The organism is Microbispora catharanthi (assembly GCF_006334915.2).
Taxonomy (GTDB): domain Bacteria; phylum Actinomycetota; class Actinomycetes; order Streptosporangiales; family Streptosporangiaceae; genus Microbispora; species Microbispora catharanthi.
In genome coordinates this window covers 234011-250220 of record NZ_VDMA02000008.1, presented here as the reverse complement: position 1 = coordinate 250220, position 16210 = coordinate 234011, and the positions used below count along the sequence as shown (strand labels likewise).

Below are 16210 nucleotides of genomic sequence, written 5' to 3'. Positions count from 1 at the left end.
GATCCGAGACTAACGGGATTCGTTGACGCACCGGAGCACGGGGTGACGGACGAGCGCGCCGGGGTCCACATCACCGCCCGTTACGTGGAAGACCGCGGTCTCCCCCGGCAGCAGCGTGACGAGCTGGTCGTCCACGGTCGCGCGGGGGTCGAGCCGGTCGGGGAAGATCGCCAGCTCGCGCACGATCGTCCGCGCGGTCACCCGCACCCGCAGCCCGCCCTCGATCTCCTCGACCACCGTGTCCATCTCCGCCGGCGGGTAGTCCATGGCCGGATCCTCGCCGGGGAACCGCAGCGCGCGTACGTCGCCGAGTGTGGCCACCAGCACCTCGCCCGCCGGGTTCCCGGCTCGCGCCACCCCCTCGGGCAGCTCCACGGACGCCGTGCCGCGCGCCGGCGCCGACACGTCGAAACGCTCCTTGGCCAGGATCTCCCCCGCCAGACTGAGCCGGTCGACGGCGAGCTCGCCCGACCACGGCTCGTCGGTGTCGTTGACGACCGCCAGCGCGTCGCCCTGGAAGGTCAGCAACCGTTCGGCGTACGCCCGGCGCAGCGCGTACCACAGCGGCTTGCGCCGCCCGCCGCCGTCCACCGCGGCCCACGAGGTGACCGGCCAGCAGTCGTTGAGCTGCCACACGATCGTGCCCATGCAGTAAGGCGCGAGCGCCCGGAACCGCTCGATGCCGAACGCCATCGCCCTGGCCTGGTTGAGCTGGGTGTAGTAGTGCCAGTCGTCGAACCCGTCCGGCTGGGGCAGGTGCTCCCCGAGGCCGCGCAGCAGCTTGAGGTTGCCGTCGATGGCCTTCTGGTGGTGGGTCACCCCGGGGGAGACCGGCGTCAGCGGGTCGTCGGAGACCGCGGCGCGCAGCGTCGCGTACGTCGGCGGGCCCTGGAAGCCGAACTCGGCCACGAACCTCGGCGTGTAGGTCGCGTAGTGGGTGTAGTCCTGGTGGTTCCAGACCGTCCAGATGTGGACCGTGCCCTTGGACGGGTCGTTCGGCGGCAGGTCGGGGGCCCCCGAGTAGGGGCTGCCCGGCCAGTACGGCCGGGTCGGGTCGAGTTCGGCGACGACCCGGGGCAGCAGGTCGTAGTAGAAGCCGCCGCCCCAGCTGCGGCCCTCCAGCGAGTCCTGCCAGCCCCAGTCGGCGTGGCCCTCGATGTTCTCGTTGTTGCCGCACCACAGCACGAGGCTGGCGTGGCGGGCCAGGCGGGCGACGTGCTCGCGGGCCTCGGCCTCGACCTCCGCCGTGAAGCGGCCCTCCTCGGGGTAGGCCGCGCAGGCGAACGGGAAGTCCTGCCAGACGAGCAGGCCCATCTCGTCGGCGAGGTCGTAGAAGTCCTCGCTCTCGTACATCCCGCCGCCCCACACCCGCAGGCAGTTGGCGCCCGCGGCGGCCGCCTGGGCGAACCGCTCGGCCAGCCGCTCCCGGGTGATCCGGCTGGGAAAGCAGTCGTCGGGGATCCAGTTGAATCCCTTGACGAAGACCGGCTTCCCGTTGATCACGAAGGTGAACGCGTCGCCGGTCCGGTCGAGCTCGACGGACCGGAATCCGATCCGGCCGGTCCACTCCTGATCTTCAAGGTGCACGGTCAGGTCGTACAGCGGCTGCTCGCCGTATCCGCGCGGCCACCACAGCTCCGGGTCCGGCACGGTCAGCGTGACGACGGCCCGGCGCTGCCCGGCGCCGACGGTGACGGTCTCGGTCACTCCCCCCACCGAGGCCGTGAGCGTGAGCGGCCGCTCGGTGGCGCGCTCGACCGCCACGTGCACCTCGACGGTGCCGTCCGCCGAGGCGAAGGGCCGCACCTCGGCGATCCGGGCGGTGCTCCAGGTCTCGATGCCGATGGGCCGCCAGATCCCGGCGGTGACCACCGTCGGTCCCCAGTCCCAGCCGAAGTTGCAGGCCATCTTCCTGATGAACTGGTACGGCTCGGTGTACGCGCCGGGGCGGTCGCCGAGGGCAGCCTTCTGCGCCTCCGCGTACCCGTACGGCGGGTCGAAAAGGATCCTCAGCGTGTTCTCACCGGCGCGCAGCAGGTGCCGCACCGAAAACCGGTACGACCGATGCATGTCGGCCGTCGTGCCGATCTCGATGCCGTTGAGCACGAGCGTGGCGGCCGTGTCGAGTCCCTCGCAGACCAGGTCCGCCCGGTCGTCGTCGGTGCCGTCCTGCGCGAACTCCCACGTGAAGGTGGTCTCGTACGACCACGCCGTACGCCCGATCCAGGTCAGCCGGTCCTCGTTGTCGTCCAGGTAGGGGTCCTCGATCAGCCCGGCGGCGAGGAGGTCGGTGTGGACGCAACCGGGAACGGCCGCGGGCAGGCCCGCGACCACCGGCCGGAGCTGCCCGGTCGACGACACGGCGGTGACGGTCCACCCGTCGTGCAGGGGACGGTGAGAGCTCACGCTTTCTCCTTAATCTTCGATGCCCCGCAGCCGGAGCAGGCCACGAAGTGGTTGCCTTCCACCTCGGCCAGCCCGGGACGGGTCCGGCTCTCCCGCGGCGCCTCGTGGTACGCACACGGCACGTCCTCGGCCATGTCCTCGGGCAGGGCGTCGGTCCACTTGGCGTGCAGCCGGGGGACCGAGGCCAGCAGCGAGCGCGTGTAGGGATGCGCCGGGTCGCCGAAGACGAGGTCCGTCCGGCCCATCTCCACGATCTTCCCGTGCCGCAGCACCACGGTCCGGTCGCTGACGTAGTTGCCGAGCGACAGGTCGTGCGTGACGAACAGGATGCCGAGGCCGCGCGCCCGCAGGTCGGCGAGCAGGTTGAGCACGTCGATGCGGGTGGACGCGTCGAGCATGCTGATGATCTCGTCGGCGACCAGCAGCCGGATGTCGAGGAGCACGGCCCTGGCGATCAGCATGCGCTGGAGCTGGCCGCCGCTGAGCTGGTGGGGATACTTGCCGAGCACGTTGCCGGGGTCGAGCCGCACGCTCTCCAGCGCGCCCTCCACGCGCTTGCGCCACTCGTCCGCGCCGGCCTGGGGGAAGTACTGCTCCTTGATCATGGCGAAGACGCGGTCGGCCCGGAAGACGGGGTTGTAGCAGCTGAAGGGGTCCTGGAAGACGCCCTGCACCTGCCGGTAATACCCCTTGCGGTCCTTGAGCGAGGTGATGTCCCTGCCGTCCAGCGTGATCGTGCCGCCGCTGACAGAGGCGAGGCGCAGGATCATCCGGCCGAGCGTGCTCTTGCCGCTGCCGCTCTCGCCGATGAGCGAGACCACCTCCCCCTCGCCGACCTCGAAGCTGACATCGGAGACGGCCTTCAGCTCCCGCCCGCCGAACGCGCCGACGCGGTAGATCTTGGACACACCGTCCAGCTTGAGCATCTATTCGGCCTTCCAGCAGGCGACGAAGTGTCCGGGGGCCACCTCGGCGAACGGCGGCTGCTCGGCGCACTGGTCGAACGCGAGCGGGCAGCGCTCCCTGAACCGGCATCCCCCGGGCGGCTTGAGCAGGGACGGCGGATTGCCGGGGATCCCCGTCAGCCGGCGGTCCTCGTAGCGCACCCCCACCTCGGGCAGCGCGGAGATGAGCTGCTTGGTGTACGGATGCCTCGGGGCGGTGACGAGCACGTCGGCCGGGGCCTTCTCGGCCAGTCGCCCGGCGTACATCACCATGATCGTGTCGGCGATCTGGTAAACGAGCGAGATGTCGTGGGTGACCACCATCATGCTCGTGACCAGGCCGCGGTCGCGGAACCCGAGCAGCGTCGTGGCCACGGCCTTCTGGCTGGACACGTCGAGCGCGGAGGTGACCTCGTCGGCGATCAGCAGCGAGGGGTTCAGCAGCGTGGAGACGACCATGACCACCCGCTGCTTCATGCCGCCGGACAGCTCGATCGGGTAGCGGTCGAGCACGTCCTTCGACAGGCCGACCAGCTCGAGCCGCCGCTCCAGCTCGGCCCTGTCCGGCCGTTCGCCGCGCGAGTCCAGCAGCTCGCCGACCATCTTGCCGATCTTCCTGGTCGGGTTGAGCGCGCTCATCGAGTACTGCGGGATGAGCGACACCTCGCGGAAGCGGAACCGGTCCATCCCGATGTCGTCCGACAGGGGCATCGTCCTGCCGTCCAGCTCCACCGTGCCGCCGACGTGCCGCATGCGGCCGTCCAGGCGGATCAGGCTCTTGGCGAGCGTGGACTTGCCCGAGCCGGACTCCCCGGCCAGGCCCATGATCTCGCCGTCCGCGACGGAGAACGTGACGCCGTCGAGCGCCTTCACCTCGCCGCGCAGCGTCCGGTAGTAGACCCGGAGGTCGGTGACATTCAGCGCCACGTCACATCTCCCTCAGCTTCGGGTTGAACACCTCGTCCAGCCCGACGTTCATGACGTAGAGTGCGCCGACGATCGCCGTGATGCCGGCGCCCGGAGGGATGAACCACCACCACAGGCCGAGCTGGAGCGCGCTCCACCGCGCGGCGTTGTTGAGCATCAGGCCGAGGGAGACCCCCTCGGTGGGTCCGAGGCCGATGAAGTCGAGCGAGGCGGCGATCAGGATCGCGCTGCCGAACAGCAGGATGAACGTCAGGAACAGGTACGAGCTCATGTTCGGCGCGATCTCCCGAAGGATGATCTTGGGGGTGCGCACGCCGCTCAGCCGGGCGAGGTCGACGAACTCGCGCGAGCGCAGCGAGAACGTCTGCGCCCTGATCGCCCGCGCAGCCCACGGCCACGAGGTCAGCCCGATGAACAGCGCCTGCACGCCGATGCTGCGCACGCCCAGGTAGGCGTTGATGATCAGCAGCACCACCAGCGCGGGCAGCACGAGCACGATGTTGGTGAGCATGGTGAGCAGTTCGTCGACCCACCCGCCGCGGTAGCCCGCGACGAACCCCACGACCATGCCGACGACCGCCGCCAGCACGCCGCCGAGCACGCCCACGAGGAACGTCGAGCGCAGGCCGTACACGAACTGGGCGAAGACGTCCTGGCCGAACGTCGTGGTGCCGAACCAGAACTCCCCCGACGGCGACGCCATGGGCGGCCCGACGTAGTCGTTCGGCCCGTGGTCGAACAGCAGCGGCCCGGCCAGACCGGCCACGAGGAAGACGGCGACGATGACCGTGCCGACGACCAGCTTGCGGTTGCGCAGCGCGAAGTGCAGCGCCTCACGCCGCACGGTGGGCACGGCCGTCATGCCGCTCCTCCCATCCCGGTCCTGGTGCGCGGGTCCACCAGGACGTACGCGATGTCGATGATGAAATTGGCGATCAGCACGCCGATGACGATGAACAGGAAGGTGCCCTGCAGCAGGAAGAAGTCCTGGTTCTGGATGGCCTGGAGGATCAGGTGCCCCAGCCCGGGATAGCTGAAGACGATTTCGGTGACCAGCGCGCCGGCCACGAGCACGCCGAGTTGCAGGGCCAGGCCGGTCACCTGGGGCAGGATCGCGTTCCTGAAGGCGTAGCGCCGCACCAGCCGCATGGGCGCGCCGAGCGCCCGCAGGTAGTTGACGTAGTCCGCCTCCAGCTCATAGATGATCATGTTGCGCATGCCGATGGCCCAGCCGCCGAACGCGACCAGGAACAGCGAGGCGAACGGGAGGAACCAGTGCTGGGCGAGGCTGCCGAGGAAATCCCACGACAGGGACGGCTGCATGTCGAAGCCGTAGGCCCCGGCGACCGGGAACACGCCCGCGAGGATGCCGAGCGCCCAGGCCAGCAGGATCGCCAGCCACATGTACGGCGTGGCGGTCAGCACGTAGCCGACGGGGAGCACGCTGTTGTCGAGCCACTTGCGCCGCGCGGCGAAGGCGCCGAACCGGTTGCCCGCGAACCAGCTCAGCAAGATGGACGGGATCAGCAGGCCCAGCGTGTACGGGACCGCCCGGATGATCACGTCGGACACCGGCGTCGGGAACAGCCAGATGCTGATGCCGAGGTCGCCCTTCAGCAGCGAGCCCCAGAAGTTGAGGTACTGCTGCCACAGCGGCAGGTCGAAGCCGAACATCGCGGTGTAGTGCGCCCGCATGGCCTCGACGGCCGCCGGCTGTGCGACGTTGGCCCGCGACAGCATGCTCTGCACGGGGTCGCCCGGCATGAACCGCGGGATCATCCAGTTGATGGTCACGGCCACGAAGAACGTCAGGCCGTAGATGAGAAGCTTTCTGCCGAAATAGCGGCGCAAGATCGACCTCCCGGTCGCGGAACGGCGCCCCCCTCCCGTACGCAGGATGGAAGGGGGGCGCGAGAAGATCAGCCTCCGGAGGCCGGCTGGAGTTCGGTGAGCATGAGCGTGCCGCCCATCTCCAGCCAGTTGCGCCACACCGTCGGCGGATACTTCGGCGTGTTCGGCGCGCTGCTGGGCCAGTTCTTCCAGACCGAGTTGGTGGTCTGGGACCACAGGCCGTTGTACCAGAGCGGGACGACCGGCATGTCCTCGAGCTGGATCTTCTGCAGCTCCGAGGTGACCTTCTTCATGCCCTCGACGTCCTCGGGCTTGACCTGGTCGAGCTGCTGCGTGAGCTCCCACGCCCGCTTGTTCTCGTACCGGCCGTAGTTCGTCGTGCTCTGCAGCTTCTGCACCGGCAGGCGGAACAGGTAGTCGTAGTACAGCCACGGGGTGTTCGCGAGCTGCTTGTCGTTGTTGAGGACGAGGTCGAACTTGCCCTGGTTGCGCACGTCGACGAGCGCGTTGTAGTCGGGGAAGTCGGCCTCGATGTCGATGCCGGCGGCCTTGGCGCTGGAGCTGATGACCCGGGCGGCCTCCATCCAGTCGGTCCACCCGGCGGGCACGATCAGCTTCAGCGAGATCTTGCCGCCGCTCGGCGACTCCACCAGCCCGTCGCCGTTGCGGTCCTTGTAGCCGGCGTCGGCGAGCAGCTGCTTGGCCTTGTCCGGGTTGTAGGAGAAGCCGAGCGTGGAGGTGACGTTCTTGTCGACGTACTTGTCCCACTGCGGCAGCAGGCCGCTCGGGTCGGACGCCTTGACCAGGTTGCCGTAGACGCCCTCGACGATCTTCTTGGTGTCGATGGCGTAGGCGACCGCCTTGCGGAACTCCTTGTCGTCCATCGGCTTCTTCGCCGTGTTGAACCACATCCAGGTGGTGTTCGCCGACAGCATGTACGGCGGCTGGTCGTAGTAGGTCTCGATGCCGAAGTTGCCCTTGACCAGGTTGGCGATGCCCGGCAGGAAGTTGTTGCTGAGGTCGAGGCCCTTCTGCAGCAGCAGGCCCATCGCGACCTCGTTGCTGGAGTTGACGATGTCGACGATGTACTTGGGCTTGACGTCCTTGTTCAGCGCCTTCGTCGCCCACCAGCCGTCGCGCTTGACCCAGACCATGCGGTCCTGGTCGTGCGACTGGTAGGCGTACGGGCCGGTGCCGACGGGCTTCTCGTTGACCCCGTTCATCACCTCGTCCTCGGACCGCCCCTCCCACAGGTGCTTGGGGACGATGGCCCGGCTGTAGAGGTGGTTGGCCCACTCCTGGTAGTTGGCCGTGGTGAAGGTGAACTTGACCGTGTAGTCGTCGACCTTCTCGGCGCTCTTCATCCAGTCCCACAGCGGGTGGTAGGGGACGGTCTCCATCTTGCCGAGCTCGAAGGTGAAGATCACATCGTCGGCCGTGAACGGCTTGCCGTCCGCCCAGGTGATGCCCTTGCGCAGCTTGAGCGTGTACTCCAGTTCACCGGTCCAGTCGCCGCTCTCGGCCAGCCACGGCGTGAACTTGTCGGTGTTCGGGTCGTACATGAACAGCGTCTCGTAGACCAGGCCCTTGGTCCCGGTGGCGAAGTCCCACTCGCGCAGCGGGTTCCAGTTCGCGGGCGGTCCCCACTGGGTGCCGCTGGTGTAGAGGGTCTCGTTGCGGGGGAACGCCCCGCTGCCACCCGCAGGGGCGGCCGCGCCGCCTCCCGCACCGCCTCCCGCCGGGCCGGTCGGCGTGGACGAACCCCCGCCTCCCGAGCAGGCCGCGCTTAACAGGCCGGCTGCCAGCACCGGTATAAGAAACCGCGTTCGGTTTCGCATGGTGACTCTCCTTCCCCCACGCGACACCGCGCGGGGTCCGCACTCCCTGCCAGGCCCCGATGATCAGCGGTCCGCACCGCTCGCCTCGCCGCGCCGTAGGTGCTGAACCGGATAAGTACCGAGACCGTAAAATCCGGATGTCGCCGGTGTCAATAGGGGAAGATGTAGGCAAAGTAACGGTAGTAAGGTGAGGGTCACTGGACCGGTTCAGTCGAGGGGACACGTGAGAAGACCGACCATCGCGGACATCGCACGCCAGGCGGGGGTCTCCAAGGGCGCGGTCTCGTACGCCCTGAACGGCCAGCCGGGGGTGTCCGAAGCCACCAGGGCCCGCATCCTGGCCATCGCGAACGAGATCGGCTGGCGCCCGAACATCGCGGCCAGGGCGCTCAACGGCGCCCGCGCGCACGCCGTGGGCCTCGCCCTGTGCCGGCCCGCCCGGTTCCTCGGCGTCGAGCCGTTCTTCATGGAGCTGATCAGCGGCATCGAGGCGGAGCTTTCCGCCCGCTCCTACGCGCTGCTGCTCCAGGTGGTCGGCGACCACGAGGCCGAAATGGGCGTCTACCGCCGCTGGTGGGGGGAGGGCCGGGTGGACGGCGCGATCCTCGTCGACCTCCACCTCGACGACCCCCGCGTGCCGCAGGTGGAGGAGATGGGCATGCCCGTCGTCGTCCTCGGGCATCCCTCGGCCGCCGGATCGCTCGTGCCGGTCTGGGCCGACGACAGCGCGGCGGTACGCGAGACGGTGGAGTATCTCGTCGCGCTGGGGCACCGGCGGATCGCCCGCGTCGCCGGGCTGCCCCGGCTGTCGCACACGTCGATCCGCGACCGGGCGTTCGGCGACGTCTGCGCGGGCCTCGGGCTGGACGCCTGCCCGATCGTGCACACCGACTACACGGGCGAGGAGGGCGCGCGGGCCACGCGGCGGCTGCTCAGCTCACCCGAGCGGCCCACGGCGATCGTCTTCGACAACGACATCATGGCCGTGGCCGGCCTGTCGGTCGCCCAGGAGATGCGGCTCGACGTGCCGGCCGACCTGTCCATCGTCGCCTGGGACGACTCCCCGCTCTGCCAGGTCGTCCGACCGCCGCTGACCGTGCTCACCCGCGACATCCCGGCGTACGGCGCGCACGCGGCCCAGCGGCTGCTCGCGCTGATCGACGGCGTGGAGACCAGGCCGCTGGAGGACGAGGCCCCGCGCCTGACCACCCGCGGCAGCACGGCGCCGCCCGCGTAGCCGCTCAGACCTGCGTGGGGAGCGCGGACCAGTCGATCACCAGGCGCTGCGGGTCGGCGGGGTCGGTCCACACCTGGACCGTCCGGCCCGGCAGGACGGCGCCCATCAGCAGCCGGGGGAGGATCTGCCGGTGCGCGACCACGTACGGCGCACCGGAGGCGGGCTGCACCCGCAGGTCGAAGGCGACGACGAGCTGGTCGTTCACCATCGTGCCCGTGTCCCGCATGCTCGCGACCAGGGCGGTGGCCGGCATGCCGGTGCCGACGAGGTCCTGGTTGCCGGTGCCCAGGAAGCTCTTCATCTGGCCGAAGACGCCGCCGGACGGGCCGCCGCCGCCGACCAGCCTGCCGGCCAGGATGACGACGTCGCCGACGAGCAGGAACATCCCGACGATGAAGGCGGGCAACCCCCACGACATCGTGGAGATCGAGCCCATCCCGTAGATCCCGGCGAACAACAGGACGATGCCGGCGCCGGCGCCGGCGACGAAGACGTTACGCGACATTGCTCTCAACCCTTCGGATTCCTCGTACGTCACAGGGATAGGCGGACGGGCTTGATCGACGCTTGCACTGGGCTTACCGGGCGTCGGGAACGACGCTTACGCGCGCCTCTGGCGCGGTGGTTACCGCGTTTGAAAGGTGACGTTCAGGGGAGATCGCTACACTTGGCCCCGTTTGCCGCTACTGGCTTTCGACCTGGTGAGAAACGCCTGGTCCGACCCTCAGGAGCACGACAGTGGGTCACGTCGACGTCCGTCCCGCGCCCCCGGCGGAGGACCTCCCGGCGCCGCCGCCCCGGACGCCGCCCAAATGGCGGCCATGGCTGTGGGTGACGTTATCGGGCGCGCTGGGCGTGCTCGTCGGTGCCGCCACGTTCGCCGTCGGCGGCTACGTCAAGCTGAGCGGCAACGTCAAGCACGAGGCGGTGACCCAGAAGGATCTCGGCGGCGAGGCACGCCCGCAGAAGATCAGCAAGGCGCTCAACGTGCTGATCGTGGGCTCGGACCAGCGCAACGGCGCCAACGCCAGATACGGCAAGTTCCCCGGCGAGCGCACCGACACGATCATCGTGGCGCACATCTCCCCGAACCGGGACGGCGCGGTGCTCATCAGCTTCCCGCGCGACTCACTCGTCCGCCTCCCCGCCTGCCCGGCCAGGGGCAACCTGCCGGGCCAGCGGCCCCACGTCGGAATGATCAACGAGTCGTTCAACTCCGGCGGCATCGCCTGCACCTGGAAGACGATCGAGGGCCTCACCGACATCCACATCGACCACTTCGTGAAGGTCGACTTCACCGGCTTCAAGGCGATGGTGAACGCGCTGGGCGGCGTGCAGGTCTGCCTGCCGCAGGCCGTCCACGACAAGAAGGCGCTGCTCGACCTGCCCGCGGGCAAGCAGATCCTCAAGGGCGAGCAGGCACTCGGATACGTCCGCGCCCGCTACTCGCTCGGCGACGGCTCCGACATCGGCCGGATCCAGCGCCAGCAGATGTTCCTCGCCTCGATGGCCAAGAAGGCCATGAGCGGCGAGACGCTGACCAACCCCACGACGCTGTTCGGGTTCCTCGACGCGGTGACCAAGTCGATCACCACCGACCCCGACCTCACGATCGGTGTGATGAAGGACCTCGCGACGAGCGCGCAGGGCCTGACCGCGGGGCAGATCCGCTTCGTCACCACCCCCTGGCGCTACTCGATCACCAGCCCCGGCCGGGTCGAGTGGGTGCAGCCGCAGGCCCAGCGGTTGTTCAGGATGGTCGCCGCCGACCAGATCGCCAAGAACGTCAAGAGCGGCGAGCAGAAGATCCCCAAGTCGCAGATCCACATCCTGGTGCGCAACGGCAGCGGGCAGCAGGGGCTCGGCACCCAGGTGGCCGCCGAACTGGAGCAGCGCGGCTACCACATCGTCAAGGTCGAGCAGGCGCCCAAGCCGTACGCCAAGACCGTCGTGGCGTACTCGGAGAACGGCGAGAGCCGGGCGTCCCGGCTGTTCCGCGAGCTCAAGAAGTCACGGTCCCGCCTGGTGCGCACGGCCGCCACGCAGACCCTCGTGCTGGGGATCGGGGCCGACTGGCAGGGGATGAAGCCCCCCAGGACGCTCGACGACGTGGAGGGCTTCGACGCCACCCAGGACAGCTGCACAGCCTCCTAGGAGAAGAGTCCTAGCCGAAGAGCCAGCCGAACAGGCCGCCGCCGTGACCCGACGATTCCTGGGTGGGGGCGGGCGCGCTGGTCGGCTGCTCGGTGGCCGGCCCGGAGGTGGGGGCCGTGGCCGCCTGCTCCTCGGACGCCGCGGTGTCCGTCCCCGAGGTCTGCCCGTCTGACTTGTCGGCGGACGACCGCTGCGTGTCGACCGACACGCGGGACCGTGACGGGCGTGGGGTGGCGTCCGGCCGGGAGCCGGGGTCCTGCGCGCGGGACCGGGACGGGCGTGTGGGCGCGGACGACGCGGTCGGCGCCGAGGTCCCGGACGTGCCGGGCCGGGTCCGTGTGGGTTCGGCCGTGGGGGCGTCGGTGGGGGCGTCACTGGGCACCGCGTCGGTGGGCGCGTCGGTAGGCCCCGCGTCGGACTCCCCGGCCGTGGCGTCGCCGTCGGGGGCCGGCGAGACCGGCGCCGTCGCGGCCGTGCCCGCCCTGGCGGCGCAGCCCGCCCCGCCCTCGCACTCCGCTCCGGAGGGTTGCCCGACCCACAGCGCCAGCGCCCAGATCGCGCCCAGGACGCCGACGGCGATCAGACCGGTCCGCAGCAGCATCCCGCCGCGCCGGGACCGCTCGTCGTCGTCCTCGTCCGGGTCGGGGGCGTTGCGCCAGCCCGAGCCGAGGAAGCCGCGCGGATCGGTGTCGCCGTCGCTCACCAGGTGCTCGTCGTCCACCAGGTGCTCGTCGCTCACCGGATTCTCCGAGCGGAGCCGAGCGGTGCGTCCAGCGGCGTAGTCATCCTGGTCGGCGTGGTCGGCGGGCGTCTGCGCGGGCTGGTCCGGCCGCCAGTCCTCCGACAACACGTCGCCGCTGTCGTCCGGCCCGCCGCCGAGGACGTGTTCGTCCTGCTCCTCGGACCAGAACCGGTCTCCCTCCCCGCCGTGCTGGCCTTCGCCCGTGATGTACGGACGGATCAACGTGCCGTCCTGCTCGTAGGCGTCCTCGGTGACCGGGTCGCGCATGAAGGTCCTTCCTCGGTGAGCTTTTAGGTCGTGTCCCAATAGCGAACGTTCCTAGCACTGGTCGACACGTCCTGTCTGGAAATTTCACAACAATCACTGGAACCAGGTTTGTCACCGCCACAACAAACCCTGCAAACCCATCGGACTTGACGGGATTCCTGGAACGGTCTTTAATATCGACTAAACCGACTGACTTGGTAGGAATCTCTCGGAATAGAGGACAGGCATGACAGTGCGCAGGCTCGGGGCCATCGCAGCCGCCGTCATGGCGACGACCACCCTGGTCACCGCCTGCGGGGGAGACGACAACGCCGGTGGGGGCAACGGCGGCGGAGGCAAGGTCCAGTTGGCGCTGGTCGCCTACTCCACCCCCCAGGCGGCGTTCGAGGACATCATCAAGGCGTTCCAGAAGACGCCCGAGGGCAAGAACATCACCTTCACCCAGTCGTTCGGCGCGTCCGGCGACCAGAGCCGCGCCGTGGCGAACGGGCTCAAGGCGGACATCGTCGAGTTCTCCCTGGAGACCGACATCACCCGGCTCGTGAAGGCCGGCATCGTCGCGCCGGACTGGAACTCCGCTCCCACCGCCGGGCCCAGCAAGGGGATCCTCACCAAGTCCGTCGTCGTCATCGGCACCCGCAAGGGCAACCCGAAGGGCATCAAGACCTGGGACGACCTCGTCAAGCCCGGAGTCGAGGTCATCACGCCGAACCCCTTCACCTCCGGCGGCGCCCGCTGGAACCTGCTCGCGGGCTACGGCGCCAAGTCGAACAAGGGCGCCGACCAGGCCGCCGGGCTCGCCTACCTGGACGCGCTGCTCAAGAACGTGCCGGTCCAGGACGACAGCGGCCGCAAGTCGCTGCAGACCTTCACCGGCGGCAAGGGCGACGCCATCCTCACGTACGAGAACGAGGCGATCTTCGCTCAGCAGAACAACCAGGAGATCGACTACACGGTTCCGGACTCGACGCTCCTCATCGAGAACCCGGTGGCCGTGACGAAGAACAGCGCCCACCCCAAGGAGGCCGCGGCCTTCCTCAAGTACCTCTACTCGGTCGAGGCCCAGACGATCTTCGCCAAGAACGGCTACCGCCCGGTCGCCGACGGCGTGACCGGCTTCGACTGGCCCGCCCCGCCGCAGCTGTTCACCATCCAGGACCTCGGCGGCTGGGACAAGATCACGACTGACTTCTTCGACTCGAAGACCGGCAAGGTCGCGGAGATCGAACGCAAGCTCGGCGTGGCGACGGAGAAATGACGCGTGAAGTGACCGCGATCACCGTACGCCCTGTCCGACGTCTGGCCGGCGGCACCGCCGCCGGCCTCGGCACCGCGGTGCTGTACCTGAGCCTGATCGTGCTGATCCCGCTGGCCGCCGTCGTCTGGCGCTCGGCCGACGAGGGGCCCGGATACTTCTGGCGCTCGGTCACCACCCCCGACGCCTGGGCGGCGCTCACCCTGACCGTCGGCGCCTCGGCGCTCGTCGCCCTGGTCAACCTGGTCATGGGAACGGTCATCGCCTGGGTGCTGGTCCGCGACCGCTTCCCCGGCAGGGCCGTGCTCGACACGATCATCGACCTGCCGTTCGCGCTGCCGACCATCGTCGCCGGTCTCGTCCTGCTCGCGTTGTACGGCCCGCAGTCCCCGCTCGGGGTCAACCTGGCCTACAGCAGGGCCGGAGTCGTGCTGGCGCTGCTGTTCGTCACGCTGCCGTTCGTCGTCCGTACGGTGCAGCCGGTCCTGCTGGAGCTCGACACGGAGATGGAGCAGGCGGCGGCCTCCCTCGGCGCGAGCCCGTTCCAGACCTTCCGCCGGGTCATCCTGCCGAACCTGATTCCCGCGATGCTGTCCGGCACCGCCCTCGCCTTCACCCGGGCGATCGCCGAGTTCGGCTCGACCGTGCTCATCTCGGGCAACCTGCCGTTCAAGACGCAGGTCGCGGCGGTGAACATCTTCAGCCAGATCGAGGGCGACAACACCACCGGCGCGGCCGCGATCTCGACGGTCCTGCTCGTGGTCGCCCTGGTCGCGCTGATCACGCTCGACGTCCTGCAGCGCTGGGGGAGCCGCCGTGGCTAAGCACGTCCTGCGCGTGGTCGCCGTCGTCTACGTCCTGTTCCTGCTGGTGCTGCCCGTGGCGCTGATCGTCTGGCGGACCTTCGGAGACGGGCTCGCTCCGTTCGCCGAGGCCCTGACCTCCCCGTCGGCCCTGCACGCCTTCACGGTCACGCTGACGGTCGCCGGCTGGGCGGTCCTGGCCAACACGGTCTTCGGGGTCGGCGCCGCGCTCCTGCTCGTCCGCCACGAGTTTCCCGGCAAACGGCTGCTGGGGGCGTTCATCGACCTGCCGATGGCCGTCTCGCCGGTCGTCGTCGGGCTCGCGCTCATCCTCGTGTACGGCCGGTTCTCCCCCCTCGGCGGCCTGCTGGAGAGCTGGGGAATCCAGGTGATCTTCTCCACCCCCGGCATGGTGCTGGCCACGGTGTTCGTGTCGCTGCCGCTCGTCGTGCGGGCCGTCGTGCCGGTCCTGGAGGAGCTCGGCGACGAGCAGGAGCAGGCCGCGCACACACTGGGCGCGAGCCGCCTCCAGTCGTTCGTCCGCATCACGCTCCCCGGCATCCGCTGGGCCCTCGGCTACGGCGTCGTGCTCTGCCTGGCCCGTTCGCTCGGCGAGTACGGCGCGGTCGCGGTGGTCTCGGGCCGCCTCGTGGACCAGACCCAGACGCTGACGCTGTTCGTGGAGGAGCGGTTCCAGAACTTCGACCAGCCGGCCGCGTTCGCCGCCGCCACGGCCCTCGCCCTGATCGCCGTGGTCACCCTGCTGTTCACCAAGCTCCTGCGCCCGAAGGATCGGTCTGATGGCAATTGAGGTACGCGACGTGAACAAGTCGTTCGGGACGACCCCCGTCCTGCACGACGTGTCGCTGGACGTCGCCGCGGGGTCGCTCACCGCACTGCTCGGCCCGAGCGGCGGGGGGAAGTCGACGCTGCTGCGGGTGATCGCCGGGCTGGAGCGGCCCGACACCGGCACGGTGCGGATCTCCGGCGTCGACGCCACCCGGCTGTCCCCGCAGCGGCGCAACGTCGGCTTCGTGTTCCAGCATTACGCCGCCTTCAAGCACCTCACGGTCTTCCGCAACGTGGCCTTCGGGTTGGAGATCCGCAAGCGGCCCAAGGACGAGATCCGCAAACGCGTCATGGAACTGCTGGAACTGGTCCACCTGGAGAAACTGGCCGACCGCTACCCTTCCCAGCTGTCGGGCGGCCAGCGCCAGCGCATGGCCCTTGCCCGGGCCCTCGCGGTGGAGCCCCAGGTGCTGCTGCTGGACGAACCGTTCGGCGCCCTCGACGCGCAGGTGCGCAAGGAGCTGCGCACGTGGCTGCGCCGGCTGCACGACGAGGTCCACGTCACCACCGTGTTCGTCACCCACGACCAGGAGGAGGCCATCGAGGTCGCCGACACGATCGTGGTGCTGGCCGGGGGCGAGGTCGTGCAGGCCGGCAGCCCCGGCGAGGTGTACGACAACCCGGCCAACCCGTTCGTGATGCGCTTCCTGGGCCCGGTCACCGAGATCGGCGGCAGCCTGGTCCGCCCGCACGACATCGAGATCAGCCCAGATCCCGTAGAGGGCGGCTCACCCGCCGTGGTCTCCCGCGTCGTACGGCTCGGCTTCGAGGTGCGCGTGGAGGTGGAGATCGGCGGGCACGAGGCGTGGGTCCAGGTGACGCGGGAGCAGGCCGACCGGCTCGGTCTCGGGCCGGGCGACACCGTGCACCTCAGGCCCGCGCCCGGCGCTCGCTCCCTGGTCCTCGCGCTGTGACAAACACAGCGACAGACGCAGTG

14 protein-coding genes are annotated in these 16210 nt (G+C 69.5%); 6 read left to right on the top strand and 8 right to left on the bottom strand.

Annotation, left to right across the window (positions count from 1 at the left end; genetic code table 11):
* Positions 1-9 precede the first annotated feature (9 nt).
* The 6 genes from FH610_RS17720 to FH610_RS17695 form a co-directional block, all read right to left on the bottom strand.
* Positions 10-2406, bottom strand: coding sequence for a glycoside hydrolase family 2 protein (locus FH610_RS17720; RefSeq protein ID WP_139575550.1), 2397 nt, complete (start codon positions 2404-2406; stop codon positions 10-12).
* Positions 2403-3332 (bottom strand): ABC transporter ATP-binding protein, encoded by a 930-nt coding sequence (locus FH610_RS17715; protein ID WP_139575549.1) that lies wholly within the window; start codon positions 3330-3332, stop codon positions 2403-2405. The genes FH610_RS17720 and FH610_RS17715 overlap by 4 nt, the downstream gene beginning before the upstream one ends.
* A complete protein-coding gene (locus FH610_RS17710; protein WP_139575548.1) occupies positions 3333-4277 on the bottom strand; it encodes an ABC transporter ATP-binding protein in 945 nt (314 codons plus the stop codon).
* Between the two features lies 1 nt (position 4278).
* Positions 4279-5139, bottom strand: a complete 861-nt coding sequence (locus tag FH610_RS17705; RefSeq protein ID WP_139575547.1) for an ABC transporter permease — start codon at positions 5137-5139, stop codon at positions 4279-4281.
* Complete coding sequence (locus tag FH610_RS17700; protein ID WP_139575546.1) at positions 5136-6128, bottom strand: ABC transporter permease; 993 nt, start codon at positions 6126-6128, stop codon at positions 5136-5138. The genes FH610_RS17705 and FH610_RS17700 overlap by 4 nt, the downstream gene beginning before the upstream one ends.
* 68 nt (positions 6129-6196) lie before the next feature.
* Positions 6197-7936: an ABC transporter substrate-binding protein gene (locus FH610_RS17695; protein WP_240809029.1), complete on the bottom strand. Its 1740-nt coding sequence runs from the start codon at positions 7934-7936 to the stop codon at positions 6197-6199.
* Between the two features lie 253 nt (positions 7937-8189).
* Between FH610_RS17695 and FH610_RS17690 the strand changes: the two genes are divergently transcribed.
* Positions 8190-9203 (top strand): LacI family DNA-binding transcriptional regulator, encoded by a 1014-nt coding sequence (locus FH610_RS17690; protein WP_139575544.1) that lies wholly within the window; start codon positions 8190-8192, stop codon positions 9201-9203.
* 4 nt (positions 9204-9207) lie between these two features.
* Here the strand turns inward: FH610_RS17690 and FH610_RS17685 are convergent, their stop codons facing one another.
* Complete coding sequence (locus FH610_RS17685; RefSeq protein WP_139575543.1) at positions 9208-9708, bottom strand: hypothetical protein; 501 nt, start codon at positions 9706-9708, stop codon at positions 9208-9210.
* 233 nt (positions 9709-9941) lie between these two features.
* Between FH610_RS17685 and FH610_RS17680 the strand changes: the two genes are divergently transcribed.
* A complete protein-coding gene (locus FH610_RS17680; RefSeq protein ID WP_139575542.1) occupies positions 9942-11357 on the top strand; it encodes an LCP family protein in 1416 nt (471 codons plus the stop codon).
* Positions 11358-11367: 10 nt separating this feature from the next.
* Here the strand turns inward: FH610_RS17680 and FH610_RS17675 are convergent, their stop codons facing one another.
* Complete coding sequence (locus FH610_RS17675) at positions 11368-12366, bottom strand: hypothetical protein (RefSeq protein WP_139575541.1); 999 nt, start codon at positions 12364-12366, stop codon at positions 11368-11370.
* A 226-nt stretch (positions 12367-12592) separates the two neighbouring features.
* Between FH610_RS17675 and FH610_RS17670 the strand changes: the two genes are divergently transcribed.
* The 4 genes from FH610_RS17670 to FH610_RS17655 are packed head-to-tail and all read left to right on the top strand — an operon-like array spanning position 12593 to position 16187.
* A complete protein-coding gene (locus FH610_RS17670; RefSeq protein WP_167538734.1) occupies positions 12593-13624 on the top strand; it encodes a sulfate ABC transporter substrate-binding protein in 1032 nt (343 codons plus the stop codon).
* Positions 13621-14445 carry a sulfate ABC transporter permease subunit CysT gene (gene cysT / locus FH610_RS17665; RefSeq protein WP_139575540.1) on the top strand — a complete coding sequence of 275 codons (825 nt, stop codon included), beginning with the start codon at positions 13621-13623 and terminating at the stop codon, positions 14443-14445. Before FH610_RS17670 ends, cysT begins: the two co-directional genes overlap by 4 nt.
* Positions 14438-15235, top strand: a complete 798-nt coding sequence (locus FH610_RS17660) for a sulfate ABC transporter permease (RefSeq protein ID WP_139575539.1) — start codon at positions 14438-14440, stop codon at positions 15233-15235. The genes cysT and FH610_RS17660 overlap by 8 nt, the downstream gene beginning before the upstream one ends.
* Positions 15225-16187: a sulfate/molybdate ABC transporter ATP-binding protein gene (locus tag FH610_RS17655; RefSeq protein ID WP_139575538.1), complete on the top strand. Its 963-nt coding sequence runs from the start codon at positions 15225-15227 to the stop codon at positions 16185-16187. Before FH610_RS17660 ends, FH610_RS17655 begins: the two co-directional genes overlap by 11 nt.
* Positions 16188-16210: the final 23 nt, after the last annotated feature.